The 18,151-nt window shown below is 70.1% G+C and carries 16 protein-coding genes; 6 read left to right on the top strand and 10 right to left on the bottom strand.

What is annotated here, in order from left to right; translation table 11 throughout:
• Positions 1-9: 9 nt before the first annotated feature.
• Both ACIBJB_RS09120 and ACIBJB_RS09115 read left to right on the top strand, forming a co-directional pair.
• Positions 10-705: an FMN-binding protein gene (locus ACIBJB_RS09120; protein ID WP_398928093.1), complete on the top strand. Its 696-nt coding sequence runs from the start codon at positions 10-12 to the stop codon at positions 703-705.
• Positions 706-715: 10 nt separating this feature from the next.
• Positions 716-1,441, top strand: a complete 726-nt coding sequence (locus ACIBJB_RS09115) for an FAD:protein FMN transferase (protein ID WP_398928091.1) — start codon at positions 716-718, stop codon at positions 1,439-1,441.
• A gap of 32 nt (positions 1,442-1,473) precedes the next feature.
• On the opposite strand, the gene ACIBJB_RS09110 is transcribed toward ACIBJB_RS09115, so the two are convergent.
• Complete coding sequence (locus tag ACIBJB_RS09110; RefSeq protein WP_398928088.1) at positions 1,474-3,519, bottom strand: ArnT family glycosyltransferase; 2,046 nt, start codon at positions 3,517-3,519, stop codon at positions 1,474-1,476.
• A gap of 239 nt (positions 3,520-3,758) precedes the next feature.
• Between ACIBJB_RS09110 and ACIBJB_RS09105 the strand changes: the two genes are divergently transcribed.
• Genes ACIBJB_RS09105 through ACIBJB_RS09095 form a run of 3 tightly spaced genes read left to right on the top strand, consistent with a single transcriptional unit; the run spans position 3,759 to position 6,240 of the window.
• Positions 3,759-4,889, top strand: coding sequence for an ABC transporter ATP-binding protein (locus ACIBJB_RS09105; RefSeq protein WP_398928086.1), 1,131 nt, complete (start codon positions 3,759-3,761; stop codon positions 4,887-4,889).
• Complete coding sequence (locus ACIBJB_RS09100) at positions 4,886-5,575, top strand: ABC transporter permease (RefSeq protein WP_398928084.1); 690 nt, start codon at positions 4,886-4,888, stop codon at positions 5,573-5,575. Before ACIBJB_RS09105 ends, ACIBJB_RS09100 begins: the two co-directional genes overlap by 4 nt.
• Positions 5,572-6,240 carry an ABC transporter permease gene (locus tag ACIBJB_RS09095; protein ID WP_398928082.1) on the top strand — a complete coding sequence of 223 codons (669 nt, stop codon included), beginning with the start codon at positions 5,572-5,574 and terminating at the stop codon, positions 6,238-6,240. The genes ACIBJB_RS09100 and ACIBJB_RS09095 overlap by 4 nt, the downstream gene beginning before the upstream one ends.
• Positions 6,241-6,276: 36 nt before the next feature.
• On the opposite strand, the gene ACIBJB_RS09090 is transcribed toward ACIBJB_RS09095, so the two are convergent.
• Genes ACIBJB_RS09090 through ACIBJB_RS09075 form a run of 4 tightly spaced genes read right to left on the bottom strand, consistent with a single transcriptional unit; the run spans position 6,277 to position 10,510 of the window.
• Positions 6,277-6,879 (bottom strand): GTP-binding protein, encoded by a 603-nt coding sequence (locus tag ACIBJB_RS09090; protein WP_398928080.1) that lies wholly within the window; start codon positions 6,877-6,879, stop codon positions 6,277-6,279.
• Positions 6,866-7,282: a DUF742 domain-containing protein gene (locus ACIBJB_RS09085; protein ID WP_069763607.1), complete on the bottom strand. Its 417-nt coding sequence runs from the start codon at positions 7,280-7,282 to the stop codon at positions 6,866-6,868. The genes ACIBJB_RS09090 and ACIBJB_RS09085 overlap by 14 nt, the downstream gene beginning before the upstream one ends.
• A gap of 19 nt (positions 7,283-7,301) precedes the next feature.
• Entirely contained in the window at positions 7,302-7,778 is a 477-nt protein-coding gene (locus ACIBJB_RS09080) for a roadblock/LC7 domain-containing protein (protein ID WP_398928078.1), read from the bottom strand.
• Positions 7,775-10,510 carry an ATP-binding protein gene (locus ACIBJB_RS09075; RefSeq protein WP_398928076.1) on the bottom strand — a complete coding sequence of 912 codons (2,736 nt, stop codon included), beginning with the start codon at positions 10,508-10,510 and terminating at the stop codon, positions 7,775-7,777. The genes ACIBJB_RS09080 and ACIBJB_RS09075 overlap by 4 nt, the downstream gene beginning before the upstream one ends.
• A gap of 365 nt (positions 10,511-10,875) precedes the next feature.
• Between ACIBJB_RS09075 and ACIBJB_RS09070 the strand changes: the two genes are divergently transcribed.
• The gene (locus tag ACIBJB_RS09070; RefSeq protein WP_398928075.1) at positions 10,876-11,841 is read left to right on the top strand and encodes an ABC transporter substrate-binding protein; all 966 of its coding nucleotides are present in this window, start codon (positions 10,876-10,878) and stop codon (positions 11,839-11,841) included.
• A 106-nt stretch (positions 11,842-11,947) separates the two neighbouring features.
• On the opposite strand, the gene ACIBJB_RS09065 is transcribed toward ACIBJB_RS09070, so the two are convergent.
• Genes ACIBJB_RS09065 through ACIBJB_RS09045 form a run of 5 tightly spaced genes read right to left on the bottom strand, consistent with a single transcriptional unit; the run spans position 11,948 to position 18,039 of the window.
• The gene (locus tag ACIBJB_RS09065; RefSeq protein WP_398928073.1) at positions 11,948-12,847 is read right to left on the bottom strand and encodes an ROK family protein; all 900 of its coding nucleotides are present in this window, start codon (positions 12,845-12,847) and stop codon (positions 11,948-11,950) included.
• Entirely contained in the window at positions 12,844-14,463 is a 1,620-nt protein-coding gene (locus tag ACIBJB_RS09060; RefSeq protein ID WP_398928070.1) for a dipeptide ABC transporter ATP-binding protein, read from the bottom strand. The genes ACIBJB_RS09065 and ACIBJB_RS09060 overlap by 4 nt, the downstream gene beginning before the upstream one ends.
• Positions 14,460-15,308: an ABC transporter permease gene (locus tag ACIBJB_RS09055; protein ID WP_398928433.1), complete on the bottom strand. Its 849-nt coding sequence runs from the start codon at positions 15,306-15,308 to the stop codon at positions 14,460-14,462. The genes ACIBJB_RS09060 and ACIBJB_RS09055 overlap by 4 nt, the downstream gene beginning before the upstream one ends.
• 26 nt (positions 15,309-15,334) lie before the next feature.
• Complete coding sequence (locus tag ACIBJB_RS09050) at positions 15,335-16,294, bottom strand: ABC transporter permease (RefSeq protein WP_359376918.1); 960 nt, start codon at positions 16,292-16,294, stop codon at positions 15,335-15,337.
• Positions 16,294-18,039, bottom strand: coding sequence for a peptide ABC transporter substrate-binding protein (locus tag ACIBJB_RS09045; protein WP_398928068.1), 1,746 nt, complete (start codon positions 18,037-18,039; stop codon positions 16,294-16,296). The genes ACIBJB_RS09050 and ACIBJB_RS09045 overlap by 1 nt, the downstream gene beginning before the upstream one ends.
• Between the last annotated feature and the right edge of the window lie 112 nt (positions 18,040-18,151).

Below are 18,151 nucleotides of genomic sequence, written 5' to 3'. Positions count from 1 at the left end.
GAACAGACCGTGAAACGAGCCATACCTGTCGTCGTCCTGAGCATCGCGGGCCTGGTCCCCGTCTGGCTGTACCAGCCGTCGGCCGCCACCTCCACCGTCCAGGCCACCACGCCCGCACCCTCGACGTCCTCCTCCGGCACCTCCGGTACGAACGTGGTCAAGACCACCACGATCGACACGGAGAAGGGCCCCGTGCAGCTCCAGGTGACCTTCGCCGGTACGAAGATCACCGCGGTGAAGATGCTCCAGCAGCCGAACCACCCGCAGACCACGGCCGCCGTGCCGAAGCTGATCGCGGAGACACTCGAGGCGCAGAGCGCGGACATCGACACCGTCTCCGGTGCGACCATCACCAGTGACGCCTACAAGGAGTCCCTGCAGGCCGCGATCGACGACAACGCCAAGACGGCGTCGGCCTCGCCCTCGGCGTCCGCTTCGGAGGCGTCTTCCCAGACCGTCGACGGTTCGGCCCTCAGCACGGAGAAGGGCCCCGTACAGGTCCAGGTGACCTTCGCCGGTACGAAGATCACCGCCGTGAAGATGCTCCAGCAGCCGAACCACCCGCAGACCACGGCCGCCGTGCCGGTGCTGGTGGCCGAGACACTCGAGGCGCAGAGCGCGGACATCGACACCGTCTCCGGTGCGACCATCACCAGTGACGCCTACAAGGAGTCCCTCCAGGCCGCGATCGACGCGAGGGGCTGAGGTACCGACCATGCTGCACCGCGTCGAACACGTCATGGGGTTCCCGGTCTCGCTGCGGGTCGACGACGAGGACGTCCCCGAGTCGGCGGCGGACGCGGTCTTCGTGTGGCTGCGCGAGGTCGACGCCCGCTTCAGCCCGTTCAAGGACGACAGCGAGGTGTCGCGGTACGACCGGGGCGAGCTGTCCGCGGACGGGCTGAGCGCGGACCTGCACGAGATCCTCGACCTGTGCGAGCACTACCGGGTCGCCACCGGCGGCGCCTTCGACGTACGACTGCCCGGTCGCCGTCTCGACCCCTGCGCGGTGGTCAAGGGCTGGTCGGTGCAGCGGGCGGCGCAGCTGCTGACAGCGGCCGGCGCGACGCGGTTCGTCCTCAACGCCGGCGGTGACGTGGTCGCCGCCGGCGGCCCCTGGCGGGTGGGCGTACGGCACCCCGAACACGCCGACAAACTGTGCACGGTCCTCTCGCTCGACGGCGGGGCGGTCGCGACGTCCGCGCGTTACGAGCGGGGCGACCACATCATCGACGGCCGGACCGGACGTGCGGCGACGGGCCTCCTCAGCCTCACCGTCGTGGCCCCGACCCTCACAGAGGCCGACTCGGTCGCCACGGCGGCCTTCGCCATGGGCCCCGGGGGCGTCGACTGGGCGGCCTCCCTGGACGGCTGCGAGGTGTTCGCCGTGGACGCGGAGCGACGGGTGCTGCGTACGCCCGGCTTCCCGGCCGTCCCCTGACAGCAGCCGCTCTCCGTGTGTCCGCCTGCTCGTCAGCCGAGGCGGTACAGGCCGCTGTAGGCGGAGACCGCCGTGCCGTTCTTCTTGACCCAGGTGGAGATCTCGGAGTTCGAGGAGCCCTGGCCGCTGTCGCTGACGACGATGTAGTGCAGCTTTCCGGACTTCACGAGGCTCTTCAGCTTGGCGAGGGTCATGGCGTTGTCGGAGCCGGACCAGCCGCCCATGGAGATCACCGGCTCACCGGACTCCAGGATGATCGAGGAGGCGGTCTGGTCGGTGGCGACCGCGACCAGCCAGGTGGCGCCGTCCTGGTGCTTCTTCAGATACGTGATCATCGCGGAGGAGACCTGGGTGTCGCCCATGCCTCCGGCGGTACGGCCGGACGCGGACTGGCCCGTGGACTGGCTGCTGGAGCTGCTGGAGCTGCTGGAGCTGCTGGAGCCGCTCGGTGCGCTGCCGCTGTTGCTCGTGCCGGTGCCGCCGCTCGGACCGCCGCTCCCACTGGGCCGCTGGCCCCCGCCCATGCCGCCGCCCCCGCCCATGCCGCCGGTGCTCGGACCGGCCGTCGGGTTGGTGCCGTTGGTGCTGGAACCGGCCGCCGACGCCGAGTACGCGGCGGGACCGGCGAGCAGGGCGACGACCGCCGCGAGGGCCGCGATGCCCGTCAGCCGCTGCCGCCCGGTGAACCGGCCGAGCAGCAGCCCGATCACCGCGACCGCACCCGCGACCCCGGCCACGACCTCGGCGACCGTGTACAGCGCCCCGGAGCCGGAGACCCGATGGAGCAGGACCACCGCCCACACCGTGCTGCCCGCGACGGCCGCAGGCAGCACCCAGCCCCACTTCCCGGCCGCTCGCTCACGGAAGGCCCGGTACAGCATCACTCCGCCGATACCGGCCAGAGCCGCGATGCCGGGTGCCATGGCGGTGACGTAGTAGGGGTGGAAGGTGCCCTCGGCGAGCGCGAAGGTCAGGTAGTGCAGGACGAACCAGCCGCCCCACAGCAGCAGTGCCGCCCGCTTGGCGTCCGTACGAGGGGCCCGGCCGCGCAGCACCAGACCGCCGATCAGGGCGACGAGCGCGAAGGGGATCAGCCACGAGATCTGACCGCCCATGATGCTGTTGAACAGCCGGTACAGACCCGCCTCACCGCCGAAACTGGCGCCGTTGCCCTGCGAGCCCACCGAGGAACTCGCCCCGAAGATCCGGCCGAAGCCGTTGTAGCCGATGACCAGGTCCCACACCGTGTTGTCTGTGGAGCCGCCGATGTAAGGCCGAGAGGACGCCGGAATGAGGTCGACGACCACCATCCACCAGGCGCTGGAGACGACCAGCGCGACGGTGCCGACGGCGAGATTGCGGATCCGCCTGCCCAGACCGAGCTGAGCGGCCCACAGGTAGACGAGGAAGAAGACAGGCAGGACGACGTACGCCTGCATCATCTTGGTGTTGAACGCGAAGCCGATCGCCACCCCGGACCACACCAGCGGCAGCAGCCGCCCGGTGCGCACGGCCTTCATCAGCGCGGCCGCGCCGAGCAGCATCAGGAAGACCAGGACCGGGTCCGGGTTGGTGTCCCGGGTGAGGGCGACAGTGATCGGCGTGAGGGTGAGCGCGAGCGCCGCGATCGTGGCCGCGACGGCACCGAAGTCCCGCTTGACCATGCGGTACAGCAGGGCCACCGAGCCGGTGCCGAGCGCGACCATCGGCAGCATCAGCTGCCAGGTGCCGTACCCGAAGACCCGGGCGGAGAGCCCCATCACCCACAGCGCGAACGGCGGTTTGTCGACCGTGATGAAGCTGCCCGCGTCCAGGGCGCCGAAGAAAAACGCCTTCCAGCTCTTGGTGCCGGAGTAGACGGCCGCGTTGTAGAAGGTGTTGCCGCTGATGGACGACATGTTCCAGGCGTACAGCGCCGTGGCCAGAACGAGGATCGCCCACAGGGCGGGGCGGGCCCAGCGCGGATCCTCCGGGGGACCGGTGAACAGTCCGCGCAGCCGGCTGCTCGCGGCGGGCGGCGCGGCCCGGTGCCGGCCGTCCTTGGTGGTCGGCGGGGGCGGTGGGGCGAGGGTCGTCATGGCAGCTACTCCAGGTCTGCGAGCGGTGGTGGTGACGACCCTCGGGCCCGGGGCTGGGTGATCCCTGTGGCTCCGCTGAACGGAGGATGAGAATCAGGGAACTCACAGGTCGCGTACAGGGGGCGATCGGCGCCACTGTTCGAATGTCTGCAACACAAGCGGTCTAGACTCTGCCGGACGGCCTGCTGGACCGGCCGAACGCGGACAACCTCTGCCAGACCCGAAGGGTATTCGGCGCTTTGATACGGATAGATTCAGTCACCAAGCGGTACCCGGACGGCACGGTGGCGGTCGACCGCCTCTCGTTGGAGATTCCCGACCGTTCGATCACCGTCCTCGTCGGTCCCTCGGGCTGCGGCAAGACGACGACCCTGCGCATGATCAACCGGATGGTCGAACCCAGCGAGGGGACCATCCTGATCGACGGCAAGGACAGCCGGCAGCAGCCCGTCAACACGCTGCGCCGGTCCATGGGGTACGTCATCCAGAACGCCGGTCTCTTCCAGCACCGCACGATCGTCGACAACATCGCCACCGTGCCCCGGATGCTGGGCTGGGGCAAGGAGAAGGCGCGGGCGCGGGCCCGGGAGCTGATGGAGCGGGTCGGGCTCGACGGCTCCCTCGCCAAGCGGTACCCCTACCAGCTGTCCGGCGGACAGCAGCAGCGCGTCGGTGTGGCGCGGGCGCTCGCCGCCGATCCGCCGGTCCTGCTGATGGACGAGCCGTTCTCGGCCGTCGACCCCGTCGTCCGCAAGGGGCTCCAGGACGAACTCCTGCGCATCCAGGACGAGTTGGGCAAGACGATTGTCTTCGTCACCCATGACATCGACGAGGCCGTCAAGATCGGCACGATGGTCGCCGTGATGCGCACCGGCGGCAAGCTCGCCCAGTACGCGCCGCCCGCCGAACTGCTCTCCAGCCCCGCCGACGCGTTCGTCGAGGACTTCCTCGGCACCGACCGAGGCATCCGGCGGCTCTCCTTCTTCCCCTCCGCGGGCCTGCGACTGCTCACCGGACCGGTCGTCGCGGTCGACGCCACCGCCGAGCAGATCGCCGCCCGCGACACGGCCGACGCGCCCTACCTCCTGGTCACGGACGTGGACGGCAAGCCCCTCGGCTGGAGCGAGCCGCGCGACCTGACCGCGGGCAGTGTCGACACGGCCCGGCTCCTGCCGTACGGGCGGCCGTTCGTCGCAGGCACCGACTCGCTGCGGGCCGCGCTGGACTGTGCCGTGCTCTCGCCCACCGGGTGGGCCGTCGGTGTCGACGCCGAGGGGCGGGTGGCCGGGGTGGTCTCCCAGCAGGCCATCGGCGAGGCGATCCGCGGGGCGCACGCGGAGGGCCGTACGGACGCCGAGGTCGCCCGGTGAACGGGTTCTTCGACATCCCGAGCGACCTCCAGCACAGCTGGCTCGGGCTGATCGGGCTGCACCTCAGGGAAGCCCTGCTGCCGGTCCTCGCCGGCCTGCTGCTCTCCCTGCCGATCGCCCAGCTGTGCGTGCGCTTCCGGTGGCTGTACCCGCCCGTGCTGTGGGTGACGACCGTGCTGTACGCGATCCCGTCACTGGCCTTCTTCGTGGTCCTCATCGACTACACCGGCCAGACCGAACTCACGGTGATGATCCCGCTCACCGTCTACACGCTCGTCATCCTGGTCCCGGCGATCGTCGACGGCGTGCGTTCGGTGCCGCAGGAGACCATCGCCGCCGCGACGGCGATGGGCTTCGGGCCCGTACGCCGTTACCTCCAGGTCCAGTTGCCGATCGCCGTGCCCGCCATCATCGCGGGGCTGCGGGTGGCGACCGTGTCGAGCATCTCCCTCGTCAGTATCGGGGCGCTCATCGGCAACCAGGGGGCGCTCGGCAACCTCATCAACGACGCGAACATCTACAACCGGCCCGAACTCGCCGTGAACGCCGTGCTGACCATGGCGGTCCTCGCGATCCTCGCCGACGGGCTGCTGGTCGTCGTACGACTTCTTCTGACGCCGTGGATGCCGAGCGGCGCGCGTGCGCGGCGCGCGCAGCGGCCCGAACCGGAGGTCGCCGCCCGGTGAACGTCCTCAACTTCATCAACGCCTTCTTCAGCGACAGCGCACACTGGCACGGCTACGACGGGATTCCCGCCAGGCTGGGGGAGCACGTCCAGTACACCCTGGAGGCGCTCGCCATCGCCGCGGCGATCGGGCTGCCGGTGGGACTCGTCACCGGGCACTACGGGCGGGGCGGCAACGCGCTGGCCTTCATCGCCGTCGCCGGGCGGGCCGTGCCCACCTTCGGCCTGCTGGTCCTGATGACCCTGTCGCTCGGCTTCGGGCTGATCAACGTGATGATCCCGCTGGTCGTGCTCGCCGTGCCGCCGATCCTGGTCACCACCTACGAGGCGATGCGGTCGGTGGATCCCGCCCCGGTGGACGCGGCCCGGGGGATGGGCATGCACCAGATCGAGGTGCTCTTCCGGGTCGAGCTCCCGGTCGCCCTCCCGCTCATTCTCGGCGGACTGCGCTCGGCGGCCATCCAGATCGTGTCGACGGCCACCATCGCCGCGTACGTCTCCCTGGGCGGCCTCGGACGGTACATCGTCGACGGCCTGTACCAGCGCAACTACGAGAAGGTCGTGGGCGGCGCCACGCTGGTCGCCCTGATGGCGCTGGCGACGCTGGCGCTGTTCTGGGGGATCACCCGGCTCACGGTCTCGCGCGGGGTGCTCAGGAGCAACTAGGCGAAGTGCCGGGGGAGTTGCGATCCCCCGGCCCCGTCAAACCTCCGTGCGCGCCAACGCCTGTTCCAGGACGACCAGCAGCGCGTCGCGGACCGAACCGCGCTCCCTCGCGTCGAAGACGATCACCGGGACGCGGTCGTTGACGTCCAGGGCCCAGCGGACCTCGTCCAGCGTGTGTTCGACCCTGCCGTCGAAGGCGTTGACGGCGACCGCGAACGGGATCTGCCGGTGCTCGAAGTAGTCGACCGCGGCGTAGCAGTCGTCGAGGCGGCGGGTGTCGACGATGACCAGGCCGCCCAGCGCGCCCTCGACGATGTCGTCCCACATGAAGCCGAAGCGCTCCTGCCCCGGCGTGCCGAACAGGTACAGCTTCAGGGTCGGGTCGACGGTGATGCAGCCGAAGTCCATCGCGACCGTGGTCGTGGTCTTGCGCGGAGTGTGGCTGAGGTCGTCCACACCCGCGGCGACCTCCGTGATGGCGGCCTCGGTGGTCAGCGGCTCGATCTCGGAGATCGAGCCGACCGCGGTCGTCTTGCCCACCCCGAAGCCACCCGCGATCACCATTTTGACCGGCAGCGGCGGTCGTACGGCGGCGGAGGGCGCGGCCGAGGGCCGGGCGGCCGGTTCAGTCGGTGTCACGGAGTACCCCTCGGGAGTCGGGGATGGCGCGCAGGCCGTCGATGAGCCTGCGCAGAACGGAGGCGTCGTGGGTGATGTCGGTGTCGGGCACGTGCACCGTCAGTTGCCCCGCCGTGCGCAGGTCCTCGGCGAGGATCCGCACCACGTTCAGGTGCAGCCGCAGCCGGGCCGCGATCTCCGCGATGGACTGCGGTATCCGGCACGCGGCGACGATGTCGTGCTGTTCGAAGGAGAGCCGGTCGAGCACGGCGAGTCCTTCGGCGGTTGCCACCACCTGGGTCTCGACGGGCATCGTCCGGCCGGACGGATCGGGTGCCACCCGGCCGGCGGTGACGAGGAACGGCCGTACGGCGGGCACGGGGCCGCCCGGCTCCGGTCTCGGAGGCGTGCTGCCGTCCGCCATGACTGCGCTTCCTCCTCGGTCAGCGCTTCGACGCCGCGCCGACGCTGTTCTTCAGCTCGAGCACGAGCTGGGGGCTGAGCGCGCTGCCGGCACGGTTGGCGAACAGCGTCATCTCGTACGCGATGTTGCCGAGCTTGGCCTCCTTGTCGGTGACGACGCCGAGCACGGCGCCGCTGCCGATCGCGGAGACCAGGACATGGCCGCCCGCCAGGTCGATGATGACCTTGTTGAGAGCGCCGAGGCCGTAGTTGCCGGAGGCCCCGGCGGCCAGGCTCGTGATGCCGGAGACGATCGCGGCGAGGCGTTCGGAATCCGCGTGCTCGCGTAGTTCCGACACCGCGATGAGCAGCCCGTCCGAGGACACGGCGATGGCGTCGACGACACCCGCCGTCTCCGTCGCGAAACGGTTCAGCAGCCAGGTGAAGTCGGCTGCGGCGGCCTGCAGGTCGGCGGGCGTGGTGCCTTCCGTAGGCGTGTCACCTGTGGACGTGCTCACTGCTCCGCTCCTTCCGGGGAGTGGTTCTGGTCGTGCGGGGGGTTGGATGCGGTCTCGCGGGTTTCCACGGCGGCCTTGTCGTTCTCGAACACCGGTCTGGTGTGGTTGCCGGTCTCGCTGTCCCGGTGGGCGCGCTCCACGGCCGCCTCGAACTCGTCGAGCGCGTCACGCACGGCCTCGGCGTCCGCGGGCCGCGGCGGGGCCGTCTGGGACACGGCGTCGGCGCCGAGGGTGGTGCGCAGCGTGGCGCCACGGACGCGGCGACGCAGGGGGCGGGCGCCGTCGCCTCCGCCGCCGGTCCCGGTCGCCTCGGCGGCTGTCGCCTCAGCGGTACGGGCCTGCGGGATGAACGGGGCGGTGTCGGAGGAGGTGTCGCGGTGGGGGATACGCCGGGGGAGGGGGGTGGGCTCGCCGGCGGCGGAAGCGGGGGACCCGTTCGACGCGCTGGGTCCGGCTCCCCGGACACCGGCTTCGGCGGACCTCGCGGCACCGGCGTCCGCCGTCCCGCCCACGGTGGCTGCCGCTACCGCACCCGCGGATGAGGTCGTACGGGGATCCTGCACCGTGTGCGGGGTCGCGCCGGAGTGGCCTACGGCGGCTACGGCCGAGCCCGGCAGCTGTCCGGTGGTCGTGGCGGACGCGCCCGCCACTGGCGCCGTACGGGACTCCGCCGCCGTACCCGCCGTCGCACCGGAGTCCGCACCCGCCGCCGAACCGCCGGAGGCAACCGTCACCGGGCTCATCGTCAGCAGCAGGGACGACGGGATCGTCACCTCGGCCGTCACACCGCCTCCCGGTGTGCGGGTGAGGACCACGCCCACCTCCCAGCGGCGCGCCAGCGTGCCGACCACGAACAGGCCGAGCACCTTCGTCGGGACGAGGTCGAGGCGTTCGCGGCGGATGAGGCGGGCGTTCTCCTCCTCCAGGCGCTCGGCGCTCATGCCGAGACCGTGGTCGGAGATCACGACCAGCGCACCCTCGTGACTGTCCTTGACGATCACCTCGACAGGGCTGCCGGCGGGCGAGAAGGACACGGCGTTCTCGACGAGTTCGGCCACCATCAGGGTGAGGTCGCCGATGATGTCGGGCTCGACCATGGCCTCCGTGCCGACCTGGAGGGAGACCCGCTGGAAGCCCTCGATCTGGCCGAGCGCGGCGCGGACGACGTTGGTGAGGGCGAGCGGCCCGGAGTCGAGGACGGTCTCGCGGATGCCGGCCAGCAGCATCAGGCTGTCGGCGTTGCGGCGCAGGCGGACCGCGATGTGGTCGATGCTGTAGAGGCGTTCCAGGAGCGCCGGGTCGGTCTCGCCGCGCTCGACCGCGTCGATCAGGGCCAGCTGCCGGGTGGTCAGGTTGCTGACCCGGCGGCCCACGTTGCCGAACATCTCGGCGACGTTGCGGCGGCTGAGCACCTGGCGTTCCAGGAGCGCGACCGCAGTGGTCTGCACCTGGTTGAACACGTCGGCGAGATCACCGATCTCGTCCTTCGCGGTGACCGGCATCTCCTGGAGCCGTGGCGTCCCGGTGTCCTCGGTGTCGTCGTCGGCCACACGGGCGAGCTCACGGCCCGCCACCTCGGCGACCTGCTTGGCGGCGCCGGTGAGCGCCTGCACCGGGCGCACCACCGAGCGTCGTACGGCGACCGAGAAGGCGAGCCAGAGCACAAAGCCGAGGAGAGCCGACCCGAGCAGCCAGGCGGCGTTCGCCCGCGCGTCCCGGGAGGCGGTGTCGGCGCGGTCGGCGATCTGGTCGATGAGCGAGGTGGTGGTCGTCAGCCGGGTCCGGGCCTGGGCGCGGTAGTCCGGGTAGGAGTCGAGGGCCGTCTGGAAGGAGTTCCTGATCTCGGACGGGGTGTCCGCCTGGAGCGAGCCCGGGTCGATCTGCAGCTCGGCGTACTGCCGGGCGATCGCCGCCTGGGCCGTGTTGTGCTCGATGTCGCCGAGTTCCTCGGCCTGCGTCGCCGTGGCGAACCGGCCGAAGCGCTCGACCTGGTGGGTGTACTCGTCGTAGGAGCCGATCGCGCCGATCAGCTCGATGAGGGCATTCGAGTCGCCGGTCGTCGCGGAGAACACACCGGTCTCGAAGGAACCGTGCGCGGCGTCGGCGCGCAGCAGCGAGTCGAGCAGGTTGCCGGTGAAGGTGGCGGCCAGGGCCGGGTTGCGGTCGAGTCCGAGACCGTCGATCAGGCCCTTGGCCGCGTCGCTGTACGCCGGGTCGATGTTGTCGGCCGGCAGATAGGACTTCTCGATCGTGTTGCGCAGGTCCTCAAGGCCGTTGACCTCGCGCAGGGCCTGGGCCTCCTCGTCCGGCAGCCGGCCGCCGAAGGTCGCTTGGACCTTCTCGACCTGGTTGTCCACGCGGATCTGGGCCTCGCGGTAGGCGGACTGCGAGGGGGTGGCGCCGTCCCAGGTGGTTTGGTGGCGCACGGAGAGCAGGACGGCCTGCTGGTGCTCGGCCTCCAACTGCCCGACGAGCTTGGCCACCTCGGCGCTGTCCCGCACCAGCTGGGCCGCGTCCGACGCGTCCTGGGACTGGCCGACCTGGTCGGCGAAGAGATAGGTCAGCAGCACGGCGACCACCGCGAGAGGCACACCGACCAGGATGTTCAGCTTGCGCCGGAACGGCCAGCGCTCGGCGAAGTCCCGTATGCCCCGGCTACCGCTGCCACGGGTGCCGTCCCGGGACGGCGGCGGTGCCGACCGGGTGGACGCGCCCACCTCGTTCGTGGACACCAGCCCTCCTTCGTGGGTGTCTCGGCGGCGCGAGAACGCACATGACCGATACTGATCGCTACGGGACGGTGCATAGGACACCTGAGTGGCTCCTGCACGCCTGTGTGACCGGCGCCAACTTCGGCGAGACTACAGCCTCTTCGGACAGCGCTTGCCGCCGCCCTGAGTCAAGAATCCGTTACAACCCGCGCCGCACTCCGCGTGCCGGTTTCGCTCTTCCTTCACAACCGATCACGGGTGGGTGCCAATTGTGACCAGGCCGGTCTTGACTGAGTGAGAACAGGCTGGATTGGATCAGTGCGAGGGCTTCCCCCCTTGAACGTCCTTGAACCCCCTTGCATCCCCTGAGTTCCGGAACGGGAATCGTGACTTCTACCGCCGCACACCGCAGGTCCCTCAGGAAGAACCCCGGCGTGGCCGCTGTCGCGCTCGCCGCCGCCACGGTCCTGCTGGCGGGATGCGGGTCCTCCGACGACAGCTCCGACCCGCTGAGCGAGGACACGGGGGGCGCCGCCTCCGGCGACACCGTGGTCGTCGGCTCGAACAACTTCGCCGAGAGCATCCTGCTCGCCGACATCTACGGCGAGGCCCTGAAGGCCAAGGGCGTCAAGGTCACCTACAAGCCCAACATCGGCAGCCGCGAGACCACGTACGGCCTGCTGAAGAACGGCTCCATCACGGTCCTGCCCGAATACAACGGCTCGCTGCTGGCCTACCTGGACAAGGACGCCAAGCAGGAGTCGGCGCAGGCCGTGAACGCCGCGGCCACGGCCAAGCTCGACTCCAAGCTGACGCTGCTGGAGTCGGCACCGGCGGAGGACAAGGACTCGGTCACGGTCAACGCGGACACCGCGAAGAAGTACAACCTGACCACCGAGTCCACACTCGCCGACCTCAAGGACATCGCCCCGGACCTGGTCATCGGCGGTTCGCCGGAGTTCCAGACCCGGCAGCAGGGTCTGCTGGGTCTTGAGTCCCAGTACGGCCTGAAGTTCAAGTCCTTCAAGGCGCTCGACGCGGGCGGTCCGTTGACCCAGGCGGCGCTGAAGAAGAACACCGTGCAGGCCGCGGACATCTTCACGACCGACCCGACCATCACCAAGGAGAAGTTCGTCGTCCTCCAGGACCCGAAGAACCTCTTCGGCTTCGCGAACGTGACTCCGCTGGTCTACAAGTCCGGTCTCTCCTCGGAGGGCGTCGCCGCGCTCAACGCGGTCTCGGCCAAGCTGGACACCAAGGCGCTCCTCGACATGGACTCCCAGGTCCAGCTGGAGAGCAAGGACCCGCTGGACGTGGCGAAGGCCTGGCTGAAGACGAACGGCCTGGGCTGACCTTCGTCGAGAACCGGCGCGGGTGGTCTCCCCTGCAGGGGATGCCTTCTCCACAGGGGACCCGCGCCGGGACTCGGTTCTCCGTCCGTCCCGGCCGGCTCGCAGGTCAGATTCCGAGTTCCGCCCGGGCCCGGGCCGCGGCACCCACCGCCACCGCGTCCCCGCCGAGCAGTGAGGGCACCACTCGTACCGGGTGCCCGCTGACCGGCGGTTCGGTGGCCAGAGTCCGCAGGATCGACGGTTCGAGGAGCGTCCAGGCGCGGCTGACGCCCCCGCCGATCACGACGGTGGTGACATCCAGCAGGCCCACCGTGACGAGGAGCGCGCGAGCGACGCCGGCGCCCGCGTCCTCGTACACGGCGAGCGCGTCCGGGTCGGAGGCCTCCGCCACTTCGCGCGCGCTCAGCTCCCGCCCGGTCCGCTCCCCGTACCGGACCGCGATCGCCCGCCCCGACGCCAGCGTCTCCAGATGGCCGCGCCCGCCGCAGGTGCACGGCAGGTCGCCGAAGCCCGGGATGTGCCCGATCTCGCCCGCCGCGCCGTGCGGCCCGCCGTAGAGCGCGCCGTCCAGCCACAGCGCCCCGCCGACCCCGGTGCCGAGGGTCATCCCGAGCACATGCGGCTCACCCGCCACCGCGCCGGCCGTCGCCTCGCCGCGCAGGAACGCGTTGACGTCGTTGTCGAGGAACGCCGGCACCCCGAGCGCCTCCTCGAACGCCGCCGTCACCGCGAACCCGGCCCAGTCCCGGAAGGAATCGCTGGCGACCAGGATCCGCCCGTCCAGCGCGTCCACCACACCCGCCGCCCCGACCCCGACCCCGAGCAGCCGTGCGTCCGAACGGTCGAGCAGCAGGCGTACGGCGGACAGCGCGGCGCCGACCATAGCGCCCCCGCCGGCGGCCGCGGGCGTGGGCACCTCCAGTCGGTCGACGACCGTCAAGTCATCGGCGAAAAGGGCCACTTGTGTGCTCGTACCGCCGATGTCGACCCCGGCGACCGCCTTCACGCGGTGACCTCGGCCCGCTGCTCGGCGCGCCGCCGCCGCTGCACCACCGGATCCGGCACGGGGACGGCCGCGATGAGCCGCCGGGTGTACTCGGTCTCCGGGCGCAGCAGCGTCGACATGGTCGGGCCCTGCTCCTCGACCCGCCCGTCCCGCATGACGACGACCCGCTGCGCGAACTCCTGCACGACCGCCAGGTCGTGGGAGACGAAGAGACAGGCGAACCCCAACTCCCGCTGCAGCTCGGCGATCACCTCCAGCACGGTCCGCTGCACGCTCACATCCAGCGCGCTCGTCGGCTCGTCCGCGACCAGCAGCCGGGGTTCGAGGACCAGCGCCCGGGCGAGACTCACCCGCTGCCGCTGACCACCGGACAGCTCACGAGGGCCCCGGCCGGCCAACTCCCTCGGAAGCCGCACGAGTTCGAGCACCGCGGCGACCCGGTCCCGCCGCTCGGCCCCCGACATGCCCCTGCGGTGCACCCTGAGCGGCTCCGCCACGCACTCGGCCACACTCATCCGCGCGTCCAGCGAGGCCACCGGGTCCTGGAGCACCACACCCACGCCGGACAGGAGCGCCCGCCGCTTCCGGCCGCGTACCCGGCCCAGGTCGGCCCCGAACAGGGACACCGAGCCGGAGGCGGGCGCGACGAGCCCGAGTGCGACCCTGGCCGCGGTCGACTTTCCCGACCCGGACTCGCCCACGAGCCCGACGGTTTCTCCGGGACGGACGTCGAGAGAGACACCGTCCAGGGCCTGGACCCGCCCGAACCGCACGGACACGTCCCGGAGTCGCACCACCGGGGGCTCCTCGGCCGGGGGTGCGTCCTCGCCGCTGAACCTCAGCCGCGGCACCGCCGCAAGGAGCCCACGCGTGTACGCGTGCTCGGGCCGCACCAGCACGTCCTCCACGGGTCCCGTCTCCACGACCTCGCCCCCCAGCATCACGGCGACCCGGTCCGCGAAGTCCGCGACCACGCCCATGTTGTGCGTGACGAGCAGGACGCCGGTGCCCGAGTCGGCCGCCAACCGCCGCAGCAGGTCAAGGATCTCGGCCTGCACGGTGACGTCGAGCGCGGTGGTCGGCTCGTCCGCGATCAGCAGACCGGGCGAGTTGGCGATCGCCATGGCGATGACGACCCGCTGCCGCTGCCCGCCCGACAACTGGAACGGGAACGCCGAGGCCCGCCGCTCCGGCTCCGGAATCCCGACGCGGCGCAGGAGGTCGACCGCCTCACGGGCGGCTTCCGACCGGGAGACGTCCCGGTGGTTCCGTACGACCTCCGCGATCTGGGCGCCGACCCGGGTCAGCGGATCGAGGGCGGTGGCCGGTTCCTGGAAGACCATGGAGGCGGTGCGCCCGCGCAGCCGGGCGAGCGAGGCCTCCGAGGCCCCGACGATCTCCGTACCGTCGACCACGACCCGCCCCGAGGCACGCGCCGTGCCCGGCAGCAGCCCCATCGCAGCGAGCGCCACCGTCGACTTCCCGGACCCGGACTCGCCGACGAGGGCGAGTGTCTCGCCCGGCCGGACGTGCAGCGACACGCCACGGACGGCGGGCACGTCACCCGTCTCCGTGGAGAAGGTCACCCCGAGGTCCTCGATGGTCAGGATGTTCACGCGCGTCCCCTCACGTCGAAGGCGTCCCGCAGCCCGTCGCCGATCGCGTTGAACGCGCACACGACGAGGATGATCGCGAGGCCCGGCGGAACGATCAGCCACCAGCGTCCCGAGTACGCGGCCGTCAGCCCGGCCGACAGCATGCCGCCCCAGTCGGTCTTCGGCGGTTGCACACCGAGCCCGAGATACGACACGTAGGCGATGAGCAGGATCGCGTCGGCGATCTGGAAGGTGGCCGCGACGACGATCGTGGACACCGAGTTCGGCAGGATGTGCCGGCGGATGGCCCGCCCGTGCGTCCCCCCGGTGGCGCGCAGGGTCAGCACATAGTCCCGGTTCTTCAGCGTGAGCGTCTCGGCCCGCACGAGCCGGGACGGCACGAGCCAGGACACCAGCCCGAGCACGACGACGAGCCCGAGCGTGCCGGGACTGGTGATGGCGGACACGACCAGCAGGATGAACAGCGCGGGGATGGCGATGCCCGCGTCGACGACCCGCATCATCACGGCGTCCACCCACCCGCCCGCGTACCCCGCGACCGCACCCCACAGCGTCCCGATCACGGTGGCGAGGACACCGGCGGCGAGCCCGACGAGCAGCGAGACCTGCCCGCCGTACATGAGCCGCCCGAGCTGATCGTGCCCGACGGCGTCGGTACCGAGCCAATGGGCTGAATTCGGCGCCAGATTGACCTGCGTGAGATCGGTATGGGTCTGGTCGGTGGAGTACACCAGCGGCCCGATGAAGCAGAACATCACGAACAGGATGACGACCGCGAGCCCGGCCACAGCAAGCCGATTGCGCGCGAAGCGCGCCCTTAGGGGCGCGGGGAACTGCGCGACCAGCCCCCACCGGCCCGCGCTTTGAACACTCACGCCCGCCCCTCCTTCACCCGAGGATCGACAACCCGCTGCACGACATCCGCAAGCAACGTCCCCACAACAGTCGCCACCGAGATCACCAGCACACACCCGAGCAGCACCGGATAGTCCGACGACTGCGCGGCGGACCAGAACAGCAGCCCCATCCCCGGATAGTTGAACAACTGCTCCACCACCAGCGCGCCCCCGAACAGCACCGGCACGTAGTACCCGAGCATCGCCACCACCGGCGTCAGCGAGTTACGGAACACATGCCGGAAGAGCACCGCGTACTGCGACGCACCCCCCGCCCGCGCGGTCCGCACATAGTCCTCGGAAAGGTTCTCCAGCGTCGCGCCCCGCATATAGCGGCTGAACACGGCCACCATGGACGCGGCCCCGGTGACCACGGGCAGCACCAGCCCGGCAGGATCGGCCAACACCTGCCCCAACGTGTCCCCCTGCGGCGCCTGCGACGGAAACCACCGAAGCGTCTGCGTGAACAGCAGAATCAGCAGCAGCCCCAGGAAGTACACCGGCGTCGAATACGCCACGAAGCTCAGCGTGGTGATGACATAGTCGGTCGGCTTGTTCCGCCGCACGGCCTGCCACATGCCCAGCGGCACGGCCAGCACCAGCCCGACCATCGCGGACAGCACGGTCAACACCAGTGTTTTCGGCAACCGTTGCTCGATCAGCCGGGACACCGCTTCGTTCAGGGTGTACGACGTCCCGAGATCCCCCTGCACCAACTCACGCAGATACAGGACGTACTGCACGGGCAGGGACCGGTCGAGCCCCTGCTCGTGATTGAACGCGGCGATCTGCCCGGCCGTCGCCTGCGGCCCGAGGATCCCGCGCGCGGGACCCCCGGGAAGCGCGTGCAGCAGGCAGAAGACCACGATGGTGACGATCAGGATCACGGCGAGGGCCTGGAGAAGCCGGCGGACGAGATAGAGGACCGTGTCCACTAGCCGATCCACTTCCACTGCGCCGGATGGAAGTTGGCCAGCGAGTCCTGGGAGAAGCCGCCGAGCCCGTTCTTGACGACGGAGATCTGGTAGTCCGGCTCCGGCAGCCAGATCACGGGCAGGTCCTTGGCGAGGGCCGCGCTGTAGTCCTGGATGGCCTGGTTCGAACTCGACGTCGTGGTGGCGGAGACGAGCTTGTCGACGTCCGGGTTCGAGTAGTTGCCGAAGTTGGACCCGCCGCCGGTCTGGAACAGCGAGTCACCGGTCGGGAAGGCGTTGAAGTACCAGCTGCCCGCCGTGCCGAAGAAACTCAGCTGCCACTTGCAGATCGACTGCTTCGACGTGCACTGCGGGGTCTGCGAGAGCACCGAGTTGACCGGAGCGGTCTTGATGGAGAACTTGATGCCGGTCTTCGCGAGCGAGGACTGGATCGCGCTCATCATGTTGTCGGTGACCGCGGAGCCGGACTGCGAGAGCACCTGCATCTCGAACTTCGTGCCCTTGGCGACGCCTTCACCGCACTTCGCCGGCTCGGAGCAGGTCATGACCCCGCCCTGTTCGGTCCAGCCGTGGCTGGTCAGCAGGGACTTGGCGGTGTCGTTCGAGAACGGGTACGGGTTGTCCTTCTGCACCGACGACAGGAAGTCCGAGGCCTGTCCCTGCGGGATGGGACCGTAGCCGGGCACCGCCGTCCCGTTGAGGACAACCTTCGCGAGACTCGCCTGGTCGATGGAGTGCTGGATGGCCTGACGGGCGTAGAGCTGCTTGAACACGGCGCCCATCGCCGGGTTGTTGAAGTTGTACGGCATGTAGGTGATCGCCCAGCCCGACCACGGCTCCACCTTGAAGCCCTGCGCGGTGAAGCTGTCCTTCTGGTCGAGGTCGGTCGCCTCGATGTAGCCGTAGTCGACGCTGCCGGACCGCAGGGCGTTCTTCTCGGCGTCGGCCGTGGTGAAGGGGAGCAGGTTCACCGTGGGGATGTTCGCCTTCTCGCCGCCGTCGTACTTCTTGTTGGCGGCGAGGACCACCTTGCCTGCCGTGGAGAAGGACTTGACGGAGTAGGGGCCGCTGATGGTCTTCCACAGCGGGTTCGAGGCGTAGCCGGAGATGTTCTTCGCCGCGTCGTTGAGGTATGTCCAGGCCTGCTTGGCATCCCGGCCGCCGGCCCAGACGTGCTGGGGGAGCGGGGTGATGGAGTTCAGCTCGTTGGCGAGCATCCACTGCGGGTTGTAGGCCTTGTCGAAAGTGATCGTGAAGTGGCGGGTGTCGACCGTCTTGAAGGACGTCCAGTTGTCCGGCGCCTTGCCGGGGTTGTAGCCCGCCCACGCTGCCTTGTTCGCCTTGATGAGGTCGAACCAGAACTTCACGTCCGCCGAGGTGATCGGCTTCCCGTCGCTCCAGTGCCGGTCGCCCAGGGCGATCGTCACGCTCTTGTTGTCCGCGGCGAACGTGGCGTCCGTGGCGACCGAACCGGCTTTGTTCCAGCCGATCTTGCCCGTCGAGCCGTCGTAGGCGATGAGCGGCTCCCACAGCGTGTTCGCGATGGAGATGTTGTTGGTGTTGAGGTGCGCCGCGGTGCCGATCGGCAGGATCCAGTTCGGGGTGAAGTTCGCGGGCAGCGCGTAGTTGATCGTGTCGTGCGAGGACGACGACGTGCCGCTCGACCCCGAACAGGCGGTGAGCAGCAGGGTGCCCGCGCTGAGGGCGGCGGCACCGGCGAGGAGTCTCGGGCGGACAGGGGGCATGGCGTGCTCCTGGGACCAGGGAGAGGGAAGCGGGGTGGAGCAAGTGAACGCTCCCTCTGTTGGAAGAAATAGGCATGCCGCTGTAAAAAGCCTGTTTCTGCTGTTCTGGAAA

This window comes from Streptomyces sp. NPDC050759 (assembly GCF_044456945.1).
Classification (GTDB): Bacteria; Actinomycetota; Actinomycetes; order Streptomycetales; family Streptomycetaceae; genus Streptomyces.
Note: the sequence above shows the minus strand (reverse complement) of the source record. Positions and strands in the feature narration are given on the sequence as shown.

Excerpts from the sequence above, each read along its gene's own strand:
- ACIBJB_RS09045 (WP_398928068.1), bottom strand. The coding sequence starts at position 18,039 with ATGCCCCCTGTCCGCCCGAGACTCCTCGCCGGTGCCGCCGCCCTCAGC.
- ACIBJB_RS09110 (WP_398928088.1), bottom strand. The coding sequence starts at position 3,519 with ATGACGACCCTCGCCCCACCGCCCCCGCCGACCACCAAGGACGGCCGG.
- ACIBJB_RS09115 (WP_398928091.1), top strand. The coding sequence starts at position 716 with ATGCTGCACCGCGTCGAACACGTCATGGGGTTCCCGGTCTCGCTGCGG.
- ACIBJB_RS09085 (WP_069763607.1), bottom strand. The coding sequence starts at position 7,282 with ATGGCGGACGGCAGCACGCCTCCGAGACCGGAGCCGGGCGGCCCCGTG.